Below are 13062 nucleotides of genomic sequence, written 5' to 3'. Positions count from 1 at the left end.
CACAAATAGAAAACTGACAGACCACTAGCCATAAATTTTGTTTCGCGCAAAGTCGCAAAGGAGCAAAGACGCAAAGTTTTAGATTTTGAGTTTCATACCTCAATTCAACAAAGCCAATAAACTTTAAGCGATCGCATCCTATCCCCCACATCAAGCTATGATCGAGTGGAGTGCCAAAAATCTGTGCCAATAAATTCTCAGCATCTACCATGACGACTTCCAGACCAGAACCCAATCAACCAAACGCATCACTTACTGATACCAATCTGGTAAAAGACCGCTGTTTTGTAAGTTGCCTTTATGTATGTTGGTTAATGAAGGATTTGAGTCATGGATGCTAAAGAGTTGCTCCAGCGTTATGCTGCTGGGGAGAGAGATTTTAGTGGGATTAATTTGGAAAAGGCTGACTTGAGTGGGGCTGACCTGAGTAAGGCTAATCTGAGTCGAGCTAATTTGTTGGCTGCTAACTTGAGTGGAGCTAACTTGAGTGGGGCTAATCTCAGCTGTGCCAAATTGACTCTGGCTAGGTTCATTGGTACTAATTTGGAAGGGGCTAGTGTGACCGATGCTGACGCTGTTTGCGCCATATTTGAAAATGCCAACCTCAAAGGGTCATACCTCAGTGATTTCGGTCGATCTCACGGAGCTTATTTCCAAAATACTATTGTCGGTAATGGCGATATTCTTGTTGAAGAGAGTATTGAAGGGTAAAAACTGCAATAGCGAAACGCTGCTGCAAGCATATCTCTGATCTTGTAGAAACCCAACATTAACAATACTTAAAATAATTAACCACTTGCTCGATGAAGTTTAACAATAAATAAACTTTAAGCGATCGCACCCTATCCCCCACATCAAGCTATGATCAAATAGAGTGCCAAAAATCTGTGCCAATAAATTCTCAGCATCTACCATGACGACTTCCACACCAGAACCCAATCAACCAAACGCATCACTTACTGATACAAATCTGGTAGAAGACCGCAGTAAGCTGAGTAAGATGTATCAGCATTATGTTGAAGTAAAAGATAAATATCCTCATGCGTTGCTGCTGTACAGAGTCGGTGATTTTTTTGAAACTTTTTTCCAAGACGCTGTAACCGTCTCCAGAGAATTAGAATTAGTTTTAACTAGTAAACATGGTGGTGAAGTTGGTCGCGTTGCCATGACAGGTGTACCTCATCACGCTTGGGAACGCTACACAACCCAACTGGTGGAGAAAGGCTATGCTGTCGTAATTTGTGACCAAGTTGAAGATTCTGCTGATGCGATTGGTTTGGTTAAGCGAGAAGTAACGCGCATTCTCACGCCTGGAACATTATTAGAAGAGGGAATGCTTAAAGCCAGTCGCAATAATTACATCGCGGCTGTGGTAATTGCTGTTAATCATTGGGGATTAGCCTACGCAGATATATCAACGGGAGAATTTCTCACATCTCAAGGTAGTGATTTAGAACACTTAACGCAAGAGTTAATGCGGTTGCAACCGTCCGAAGTCCTGTTTCCCACTAACGCCCCCGATTTAGGTAGTTTATTGCGTCCTGGGGAAACTTCCCCATCACTTCCCCAATGTTTACCACCATCATTTTGCTATAGTTTGCGATCGCAAGTCCCCTTTTCCCAAGCAGAAGCTAGAAGTAAATTATTGCAGAAATTCAAAGTGCGATCGCTCGAAGGTTTAGGCTGTGAACATCTTCCCCTCGCAGTTCGCGCCGCTGGAGGTCTTTTAGAATACATTGAAGACACACAAAAAGCCCATCCTGTCTCCCTGCAATTATTACGCACCTATACCCTCACCGATTATTTAATTGTTGATCATCAAACCCGTCGTAACTTAGAAATTACCCAAACCGTCCGCGACGGCACATTTCACGGTTCTCTATTATGGGCTTTAGACCGAACTAGCACCGCAATGGGTAGCCGAGCTTTAAGAAGATGGTTGTTACAACCGCTACTAGATATTAAAGGAATTAAATCTCGCCAAGATACTATTCAGGAATTAGTAGAAAATACGCCCTTACGTCAAGATTTGCGGCAGTTATTAAGGCGAATTTACGATTTAGAACGTTTAACAGTCAGAGCCGCATCTGGTAGAGCAAATGCCAGAGATTTAGTCGCCTTAGCTGATTCTTTCTCCCGTTTACCCGAATTATCTCGCCTAGTTGCGGATGCCAATTCCCCGTTCTTAAAAGCTTTGCAAAAAGTCCCGCCCATCCTCGAAGAACTAGCAGAAAAGTTACACGCTCATATCGTAGAAACACCACCAACCCATTTAAAAGAAGGCGGTTTAATTCGGGCGGGGATCAATCCGTTGTTGGATGAAAGAAAAGCCACTGTAGAAAGTGATCAACAATGGATTGCGAACTTAGAAGTTGATGAAAGAGCGAGAACAGGAATCCCGACTTTAAAGGTAGGATTTAATAAAACCTTTGGTTATTATATCAGTATTTCCCGCAGTAAATCCGACCAAGTTCCCGATAATTACATTCGTAGACAAACTTTAACTAATGAGGAACGTTACATCACTCCTGATTTAAAAGAACGAGAAGCACGCATCCTTACAGCGCGAGATGATTTAAATCAGTTGGAATATCAGATTTTTGACGCATTACGCCATGAAGTAGGTTCTCAAGATGAAATCATTCGGAATATTGCCCGTGCGGTGGCTGCGTCGGATGTATTATGTGGTTTGGCGGAATTAGCTGTACATCTGGGTTACTGTCGTCCTGAGATGCTAGAAAGTCGGGAAATTGACGTAATTGATGGTCGTCACCCAGTGGTGGAACAGTCTTTACCTGCGGGGTTCTTTGTGCCTAATTCGACAAAGTTGGGGACTGGGGACTGGGGACTGGGGACTGGGAATGAATCTAATCACCAATCACCTGATTTAGTTATTTTGACGGGTCCAAATGCGAGTGGTAAGAGTTGTTATTTAAGGCAGGTAGGTTTAATTCAGTTAATGGCGCAGGTGGGGAGTTTTGTGCCAGCGAGGTCTGCTAGATTGGGGGTGTGCGATCGCATTTTTACTCGTGTTGGCGCTGTAGATGATTTAGCCACAGGTCAATCTACCTTTATGGTAGAAATGAATGAAACCGCCAATATTCTCAATCACGCAACTGCAAAATCTTTAGTTTTATTAGATGAAATTGGTCGAGGAACAGCAACATTTGACGGATTATCAATTGCTTGGGCTGTAGCAGAATATTTAGCAGTTGAAATTAAATCTCGCACAATTTTTGCCACCCATTATCACGAATTAAATGAATTAGCTACAATCATTTCTAATGTGGCAAATTATCAAGTTACAGTTAAAGAATTACCAGACCAAATTATCTTTTTACATCAAGTCCAACCCGGTGGCGCTGATAAATCCTATGGAATAGAAGCCGGAAGACTAGCAGGTTTACCCCCAGTGGTAATTCAAAGAGCAAAACAGGTGATGGGACAAATCGAAAAACACAGTAAAATAGCAATGGGTTTGCGTGAAAATTTATAAAAGTTGGCTTTTAAACTCTTCAGAAATCCCCGTCTCTTCAGAGAGGGGAAGCTTAATCCTTATTCGGCTTGTGAGTAGATTACCTTCAGGATCGCTATATCAGTTGGTAAAGGCGATAAAAAACTGTACCTCATAACATTAGAAATTGCTGTAAGAGCGGAAACCGCTATACTTTTATGACCCAGATGAGTTTATGATTGAAATTCGTTGTGATTCTGAATTAAATCCAAATATGGAAAAAGTTTTAAAAGTCATTGCAGACGTAATTACTAATCCTCCAATTCCTCACGAACCCCATAAACAATCTTTAAAGAATTGGGCGATGTATTGCTTACGGGATAGAGGTTTTATAGTTGTTTTTGCCCAAAATGCTGATTTTGCAGTGCAGTTTAAAAATGGTGACAAATTCTATTTTAAAGTTACCAATCAAACCGATAATTTACCTAATGACATTAATTGGATAGTTTGGGATGGTGTGAATAAAACCACCAGTTTGATTCCTCAATCATAAGGTTGTTATAGCAGGAGTCAGGAGTCAGGAAGAAGGAAGAAGGAAGAAGGTGTAAAAACCTGTTGTGGATGGAGTTTCATGATTAATTCATGTCCTAACCACCTTGACCGTTGCTATATCAATAGCCCCTAATATTCTGGGCAACCACGAGGGGATTGCCCTTACGATTCCTGGTTAAACTGTGACTACGAGGTTTTCTCCTTTTAGCATCCGCGAAGCTGCTTCTAAAAGTGCTTCTTCTAAATAGGGCTTAGTAAAGTAGCCACTAGCACCGAGTTGTAATGCCATTTGTCTATGTTTGTCAGCACCGCGAGAGGTCAGCATGGCAATAGGTAAGTTGTCAAAAGAACCATCTTTCTGGATTCGAGATAGCAGTTCTAATCCATCACAACGAGGCATTTCAATGTCACAGAAGACGATATCGCAAGGTAAACCGGAACGAAGTTTATCCCATGCCTCTTGTCCATCACGGGCTTGTTCTACGCGATAACCAGCTTTGGTAAAGGTAAGAGATAGAAGTTCTCGAACTGTGATGGAGTCATCAACAATTAATACTGTTGTTTCTACTTTATCAGCGGTAATTGTGTTGATTGATGGTGAGTTTGGTTGCTGCCAGTTGCCACCGATATGTTTAGACATCTTACCTTGGAAGATATCAATGATTTCTAGTACGTCAGCAATGGGCATAATCATACCGTCACCAAGGACTGTAGCACCAGCTACACCGCTAGGTTTAGGTGCTGGGCCTTCAAATTGCTTAATTACAATTTCTTGTTCACTGAGGACTTGATCAACTTGTAAAGCAATCATGGTATTACCTGAGCGAACAATGATGACGGAAATCGTGTCATCATCTTTCTTTGTCCCATAGATGTTGCCACGACTAAGCTGACGATTAAAAACTAAGATATCTTTTAAAGGTTTGAAGGGCAGAATAATCTCTCTCCAGACGATAAATGATTCTCCGTCAGCGTCTTGCTGAATGTTTTTGCTGGGAATATTCAGGGTATCTTCCACACCGTCCATTGGGAAAGCGATTCTGGTGCGATCGCAAATGCAGAATAGGGCTTTACAAATACTTAGGGTCAGTGGGAGACGAATGGTAAAGATAGTTCCTTGACCTAGTGTGGAGTCAGTACCCACAGTACCGCGAATTTCGCTGATATCGTTGTGGACGACGTTCATGCCTACACCCCTACCTTTGATGTCGTCTACTTCGTCGGCGGTACTAAAGCTGGGGAGGAATAACAGTTCGTAGGTATCAATCCGAGACATGGTTTTTGCCTGTTCGGGGGTGAGGATACCTTTTTTAACGGCTTTGTTTTTAACTTTTTTATCATCAATACCTGCACCATCATCACTGACAGAAATGATGGTTTGGTTTCCTTGTTGTAGGGCGCGAATATTAATAATACCTACGGGTGGTTTACCTGCGGCTGCCCGAACTTCTGGGGTTTCAATGCCGTGAGCGATCGCATTATTGACCATGTGAGTCAATGGATCTGTGAGATGATCCAAAATCATCTTGTCAACTAAGGTTTCAACTCCTTCTGTTACCAATTCTACTTGTTTGCCATATCTAATAGCATTATCTCGTACCCCTCGCCGCAAACGATCAACAGCTTGGGTAAATGGCACCATTCGGGCTTTTGTTAATCCTTCTTGTAGTTGACTAGTTGCTTGGCGTAACTGTCTGGCGACCTGTTCGGTTTCTTCGGTAACAAAGTCAATATCACTGGCTGACTCCCGAACTCGCACGATGAACTCGATCATTTCTTGTGCCAGGATATGGAAGGGCGTAAACCGATCCATTTCAATTTCGCTAAACCCGCGATTATGGGAATTGCCTGATGAAGGTCCATCATGTTCTCTAGAACGGCGACTGGATAGGAGAGAGGCTTCTAAGAGCGATCGCTCGTAATATTCCTGCATTCTCACTCCCACATCTGATAGATGCTGTACCTGAACCAACAGGTTATCTAGAGACTGTCGCAGACGTTCATGATCCTGCTCTAATGTATTCCGATTTACCACCAACTCCCCGACTAAGTTACTCATATCATCCAGTTGTTTAACTGGAATTTTCATACTTTCTTCTTTTATTGTTCGTCGAGTTGTCGGACGGGGGATTTTGCTAGTAGCAGTTTTTCCTGGTGCTATTGATGAGCCAGATATTGTTTTATCAGCCTGTTCTAACAAATCCTCTAATTCACTAAATTCATCTTCTAATCCCAAGGAATCAAAAGTATTTTGAGACTTCACTACCACAGGTTGAACAATTACTGGTGTCTGTGCAATTACCTGTGGTTTGTTGTCTTCTACCTCACCCAATAATGCTTCTAATGCGGCAAAATCTTCCCCTGGGATAGATTCTAACTCCTGATTAATTTCTCCTGATGCTGTGGATAAAAGTGCTTCTATTGCCGCGAAATCATCTATTGAAGATACTTCTGCTATATCTTTTTGTACAGGTTCATCCAACAATGCTTCTATTGCCGCAAAATCATCTAACAAAGATGATTGTAGTGAATTGTCTAACTCCAATTCTGGGGAAATTTCATCCACTACAGAACTATCCGTAGTTATTGCCGTTGGCGAAATTGAGTCCAATTCTAAGTTGAAATCTGCAAAATCAGATGTAACATCTAGTTTAGTGCTGGCTTCAGAAGATGTTATTTCTTCCTCAATAAATGTTGTTAACTCATTAATATTAGCGTTTGTAATTAATTCTTCAGAAACACTATATAAAGAGTTTGTTTTTTCTTCTTCAAACACAATCAAACTGTCATCATTGCCATCTTCAGCAATCTCAAAAATTTGTTGATTGTCCGTTACTTCTGAAGGTTGATGAGCAAATTCTGGTATTGAATTAAGCTCTTTTGAAGATTGGGAAAAATTATTAATTTCTGGTAGAAATAATTCTCTAGATTCGGAAACAGCACTAGAGTTTACATTTATAACATCACCAAATAAATTATCTATGGCTTGCGCCCCAGTATCGCTATCTGATGTGAAGAATAAATCAAAAGATTGTTCTTGTTCTTGGAAAATCAGATCAAACTCTTTGTTATCTGCACTATTACTTGTCGTCGCTTGCTGATCTTTTGTCCCAATTTCAAAAGAGGCACTAAATAAACTTTCCTCTAGTTCTTTAGCTATATCTTGATTAATTACAGAACTGCTTTCCGAGTCACTTGTGCCTAGATCATCCCAGAAGTTATCTAGATCATCTACTGAATTAGCAAGATTAGATGTTATTTCTGTTGTACTAAATAAATCATCAATTTCATTGACTAGCGGTGGTTGAGTTTTTCCTACTTCTGTAAATAAATTATCTAATGATAAACTTTCTGGTGCTGATGGTTTTATTTTTGATATTTTTACAGTGGTAGGAATAATTTTTGCTGGAGAATTGATATCTGTATTCGTTGATAAGAAGGAATTATCAAAACTAATTGGAGATTCTGTAGCTATTTCTGGGATAGCAGTATTTTCTGATTTAGTGGGTTCATCCGTAAATAGTAATTCATCATCGGCTGTGAACGTCAATAATTCTTCTAAATTATCACTGCTATTTGTCTCATTTTCCAAATTAGGCTGACGAGATTCTCTGGAAATTGAGATTAATTCTAGCAATACATCATCTGATGGAAATTGTAAATCTGTATGATTTGACAACAGATTACTAGGTTCTATTGGTTGAGAACTAACTGTTTCAGATTGTATATTTGATCCAGCTATGTTCTCTGGTTCTAATAAACTATCATCAAATAAGAGACTTAAATCTTCATGATTATTTGCAGTTATTTTATCTGTATTGTCATCTTCAAAGAAGAGGAAATCAGCTAAATTGTGATTATTATTTTCCGATTCACTGTCGGTACTTGGTAGCTGATAGCTAGTTATATTTTCTAATATTTCTTCTTGTTGCCAATTATCTTCTAAGTCGGGGGTATCGCCTTCAAACAAATCAGCTAGAGTGTTTAACTCAGAGATGCCTATTTCTGGAGAATGCTGAAGTACGGTTGATTCATAATCAAACAAAGGTGGATTAGTAAATCCATTTATATTTGATTCTAGATTTAGTTCTGTTGTATCTGTAAATAAAATTTCCCCAGTTTCCGTTTCCGTTTCTGCAAATTCTAATAACTCCAGTTGTGCAAGAGGAAACAGATTTTCTAATTGTTGACTAATAGTAATTTCTGCATCTCTATGTTGGAGAACTAATTCTTGCGCTTGCTTAATTTCAGTAATAATTATTTTGGCTAAGGTTAGATAACTATTATCAGGATTGGATATAGCCAGGGCTGCCGATTCACACAGATTGCACCAGTTTGATAAATTTAATTTTTTACCAATTGTGACTAATTGATGACAGCATTCTTGTAAATTGTTGCGGGAAGTTTCTAGGTTAGTTTGTTTAAACTGTTGCAACATTTCCCGCAGAATTTGTAACACCTGTGTTTGAAACTCTGTCCAATCCTGATTTTGTTGGCTTGGTACAGGTGAATTTTGGATCTGTGGGGAAACAGGCGACTCTATTTGTAACCGGGTAGGGGACGCGCTGCTATGATTTGATACTTCATTATTACCCTGTTTTACCAGTAGTTCTATATGCTCATTCAGCCCTTGCATTACTGGTTCAATTTTTGACATCAAAGCTTGAGCTTTTTCCTCGGATAAACCAAAGGGATTGCCAAGATTGTCTATCAGGGCTTTTAATGTATCACAGATATCCAGTAGTAAAGATTCTAACCTTTGGTCTACTCGAATAGGATGTTCTTTAAGAATTTTGAAACAATCCTCAAGACGGTGGGATGTGTGCTGAATACTACTCAGACCTAACATAGCCGCACCACCTTTGATAGAGTGGGCTGCACGGAAGACTTCATTAATCATTTCTGAATCTTCCAGGGTATGTTGGAGATTCAGTAATCCTTGTTCAATAGTGTTTAGGTGTTCTCTGGCTTCTTCGAGAAAGTAACCTAAAATCCGTTGTTGTTGTTCCGGCTGCATAGTTAATTAAATCAGCTTACTACAGGTAAAAGGTGTAAGAAAAGGCGCATAGCAAACAAAAAAGGTAACAGACTAGGCATAGAAGTAGACATTAATTGTTACAGAAATATCCAGTAAGCGTAAAGCTCAGGGGCTAAAGCCAGTGAGAGATAAGCGACTCCTGCGGTTTTAACCGCATAGAGTTTCTTTTTAGCAAAGGTGGGTTAAAAAGATCAGAGAATTTATCTTTTGCGTTCTATAGTGTTATACTCTCCACAACAGGAACGGTAATCAACCTGTCTAAAAACCTCACTACCTAACGGTAATCTGTACCTTGACAATTAAAGATATGGGGTTCTATTCCATAGTTCTAGTTTCCTGCCCAGGAATAGGTAAAATCTTTATGGGAGCTAGACGACACAGAATTTAAACTCAATCAAATTTTGCAGTAATGCAACTACCTTCGGGCAGAGGGGAAGTTAACGCTTGGGGAGAGAACCACCTCTGGCTTAAATACCGCAAGGGGTTTAAGTTAAGTGGACTCGTTGAACCAAGAATCTCAGTGGCTAAAGACAGTGAGAGTGTCAATTTTGCCTTTTGACTTTTGCCTCTTACCTCGATTCGATAGTTTCCACTCGGAAGCGTTCCACGGAGGCAATCAAATCGCGGGATACTCCCACTAAATGTTGCAAAGCTCCAGAAACCCGCTGTGCTTCTTGAGAGGTTTCTTGTGCCGTTAATTCCACAGATTGCATGACTTGGGCAACAGCACGAGAGGTTTCCGTTTGTTCGACGGTATCACTGGTAATTGATCGTACCAAAATATCAATATGATCGGCTACCTGGATGATATTATCTAGCGATCGCTTGGCTTCTTCTGCTAATTTAGTTTGATGGATTACCTGTTGTGTCCCCTCCTCCATAGCTGTCATTACCGAGCTAGTTTCGCTTTGAATTTGCATCACGATTTGCTCAATTTCTTTTAAAGACTTCGCAGATCGATCTGCCAACTGTCGCACTTCATCAGCTACAATAGCGAATCCTCGACCCGCTTCTCCTGCTCTCGCCGCTTCAATACTGGCATTAAGAGCCAATAAATTAGTTCGAGAAGCAATTTGTGAAACTATGGCCACAATAGAGTTAATTTCCTGGGAAGATTCCGCCAAACGTTTCACCTTGCGGGTAGTTTCCGCCACAGTTTCCCGAATTTCCAAAATCCCTGCCACCGTATTTTCTACCGCTTCTCCCCCTTTCTGAGCAATTTTACTAGCATCACGGGCTACAGTTTCCGCTTCCCTGGATGCCTCTGCTACCCGTTGAATGGAATCTGTCATTACCTGTACAGAATTCAACGTCACAGCTAACTCTTCTGCTTGTCGCAAAGCATCCCCAGATAAAGCCCTCGCAAAGGTTTCGGAATTAGTTGAACCTTTGGTTACATCCCGCGCCGCCACTTTCACCTGTTGGACAATATCCCGCAGGTTTTGAATCGTCAGGTTAAAGGCATCAGCTACCGCTCCCAGGACATCGGCCGTAACTTCAGCTTGCACCGTCAAATCTCCCCTCGCTGCCCCTTCTACGTCATCCAGAAGGCGAATTACCTGACGTTGGAGGTTTTCCTTAGCTTCTTCCATCTCAATGGCTTTACGTTGGGCTTCATTAGTAGTTGTGAAAATTACCCTAGCCATATCATTAAAGCCAGTAGCCAAGTAGCCCAATTCATCTTGTGAATAGACAGTAGCTTCCACATTCAAATTACCTTGACGCACAGAATCAAACTGAGCCTGTAAATCCTTCGTAGTGCGGCGAATTTGTTTAAGGGTGAGATTCCCCATAAACCCAGCAGTAGCAGCACCTGTCGCTCCCGCTGCCAAAGCCATTAACAACCCTGTATTTCTTACAGATTCCCGTTGTTGCGCCGGTGAAATAGAAATTGCCAAAGCACTCACCAGAGCTACACCCAGCATTGATACCAACCCTACGCCACCACCTATCCACCATTGTTTATGCTCTAAAGAGGCATTTTCAAATGGTCCAAATAGTCCTTGCTCTGAGGCTACAATTGGTTCTGTTCTAGCAATGTCTGATTGGGTAAACACAGGAACTGCCTCTTGAGCGCCTGTAATTGTGAATAGTTCCTCATCACGATGACTGATATCCTGATAGTCATCTCCTCTTTCCTGAGCGAATGAGTTATTAACAAATTGAGCTTGGGAATTTCCCCGACTATCCAGAGGTTCTGACAGCAATCTCCCATGATCCAAACTATCATCGTCAGTGAGTTCAAAGCCAGGAATATCACCGAGATCATCAAATTCATCAAAGTCGTTGAGAAACTCTATATTGTTCTTGCCAATATTTCCACTAGAGATATTATTGGTATCTTTAGTGGAAATGAAGGTTTCACTTCCCAACTCTACTTCATTCTCTGACCCAAAAGCCGATTCAAACGCATCTAGATCAAAGCTATCATCATCAAAATCATTTTTTCCTGATGAAGAGTTGAAATTAAACTGCCGTTGTGGTGGTGTAGAATTGTTAGTAAATGATACTGGTTGCTTTTGTGATTCAGATACGGTTTCCCTAGAAATATCATGCAGTAAACTATCTTCACTACTAAAAGAAAAGTCCTCTTCCTGGCTATTTTGCCACTTATTTTCTATATTATTATCATCGTTGTTAGCCTGTTCATTAATCTCCAAATATGTATCTTTGAGACTAGTGGTTAAGTCCGCAAAATTATCATCCATCAATTTATCTATATCTTCCCCCATAAATAGCTCAGTCCGATTTTCAGAATCATCATCAATTGATAATTTAGTTTCTGCAAAAGGTGAATAGCTATCCTCACCACCACTCATGGCCGAACTATCATTAGCTAGATTGTTATTAATATCCCCATCATTATGATCAGCAGAAATTCCTTCTTGCCAAAAAGGTGGCAATTCTAATTGATCTGATATTGGATTATCCGCGAGATATTCGCTAGATAAGCCAAAGGGATCATCAGTCATGGTAGTATCCAATAAATCGCCATTAAACTCCAGACTATCTGGATCACTAAACGGATTATGTCCTTGAATATCTAGGGGTGGTTCGTATTCTTCAAAGGAATTCATTTTCAAGCTACCACCATGCCAATTCCCCATAACTCCTGAATCTGAAGATATTTCAGTTGTCCCCTGGGATGGAGATTCATAATCACCAAAGGGCTGTGTATACTGATCTATAGTCGCCAGACAATTATGAACAAGAGTGACAATTTCTTGATCATCCGTTAGCCGCAATACTATCTGATACTCATTCTTAGCTACATCATATTGTTGCAACATATAGTAGATGTGTCCCTTTAACAAATGTGAGTTAGGGTCATCTGGTGAATTTTGCATCAACTGATCAATCACTATGGCAGCTAATTCATAATCTTGCTGCTCATAGGCTGTTCTAGCTCTATCATAAGTTATCTCTTGAGAATTTATACGTGTTTCCATTTCCTCCCTCCCAATTGCATTCCGACTAATTTCACCCTGCCCACCGCGCACTTCGCAAAATTGCTATTTGATCCAGTAGCCGCAAATATTTTTTTTCTTTTTCTGTATCAAATAACCATTCTCCACGCAAAAACGGAGCCATCGCATCCGGTACGTTATTTTGTGGCATTAGATACTGTACATCAAGCCAGTCCATCCCACAAATTTCTTCTACCCCTAAGCCTACTATCGTATCCTGATCTTCAATGGCAATGACTGGAATTTCTGAGCAATCAGTGTTTAATGGCGTTGTTTCTCCCAAAAATTGACCCAAATCAGCCACCCAAATCAAGCGACCCCGTAAATTTAGCGTACCTAAAAGTAAGGGCGATGTGTTAGGAATTGGTGTAATCCGATCAGGACTAAGTTCAATTACTTCCCGAATTCCTGTGGCTTGTAATGCAAACTCCTGACGTGAGGGCAGATAAAACCGCAAATGCAACTCACCTTCAGGACTTTCTAGTTGTAATTCGGGACGAAATTGATCTGGCCCTGTACCACTTAAAAAATCTGGTTTACTAACCATGTTA

Annotated in this window: 7 protein-coding genes; 3 read left to right on the top strand and 4 right to left on the bottom strand. The window is 40.6% G+C overall.

Annotated features, from left to right (window positions below; genetic code table 11):
• Positions 1 to 235: hypothetical protein (locus FJR05_RS03255; RefSeq protein WP_217385508.1), on the bottom strand; the 235-nt coding region annotated here is incomplete at its 3' end.
• A 95-nt stretch (positions 236 to 330) separates the two neighbouring features.
• On the opposite strand from FJR05_RS03255, the gene FJR05_RS03250 reads away from it, so the two are divergent.
• From FJR05_RS03250 to FJR05_RS03240, 3 genes are all read left to right on the top strand, one after another.
• Positions 331 to 711: a pentapeptide repeat-containing protein gene (locus tag FJR05_RS03250; RefSeq protein WP_168642792.1), complete on the top strand. Its 381-nt coding sequence runs from the start codon at positions 331 to 333 to the stop codon at positions 709 to 711.
• 202 nt (positions 712 to 913) lie between these two features.
• Complete coding sequence (gene mutS, locus FJR05_RS03245; RefSeq protein ID WP_168642791.1) at positions 914 to 3496, top strand: DNA mismatch repair protein MutS; 2583 nt, start codon at positions 914 to 916, stop codon at positions 3494 to 3496.
• Positions 3497 to 3728: 232 nt separating this feature from the next.
• A complete protein-coding gene (locus tag FJR05_RS03240) occupies positions 3729 to 4007 on the top strand; it encodes a hypothetical protein (RefSeq protein WP_168642794.1) in 279 nt (92 codons plus the stop codon).
• Positions 4008 to 4181: 174 nt separating this feature from the next.
• Here the strand turns inward: FJR05_RS03240 and FJR05_RS03235 are convergent, their stop codons facing one another.
• The 3 genes from FJR05_RS03235 to FJR05_RS03225 form a co-directional block, all read right to left on the bottom strand.
• Positions 4182 to 9023, bottom strand: a complete 4842-nt coding sequence (locus FJR05_RS03235) for a response regulator (protein ID WP_168642790.1) — start codon at positions 9021 to 9023, stop codon at positions 4182 to 4184.
• A gap of 590 nt (positions 9024 to 9613) precedes the next feature.
• Positions 9614 to 12493: a methyl-accepting chemotaxis protein gene (locus tag FJR05_RS03230; protein WP_168642789.1), complete on the bottom strand. Its 2880-nt coding sequence runs from the start codon at positions 12491 to 12493 to the stop codon at positions 9614 to 9616.
• 31 nt (positions 12494 to 12524) lie between these two features.
• The gene (locus FJR05_RS03225) at positions 12525 to 13058 is read right to left on the bottom strand and encodes a chemotaxis protein CheW (protein WP_168642788.1); all 534 of its coding nucleotides are present in this window, start codon (positions 13056 to 13058) and stop codon (positions 12525 to 12527) included.
• Between the last annotated feature and the right edge of the window lie 4 nt (positions 13059 to 13062).

It is taken from the genome of Dolichospermum sp. UHCC 0259, assembly GCF_009711935.1.
Classification (GTDB): Bacteria; Cyanobacteriota; Cyanobacteriia; order Cyanobacteriales; family Nostocaceae; genus Dolichospermum.
Note: the sequence above shows the minus strand (reverse complement) of the source record. Positions and strands in the feature narration are given on the sequence as shown.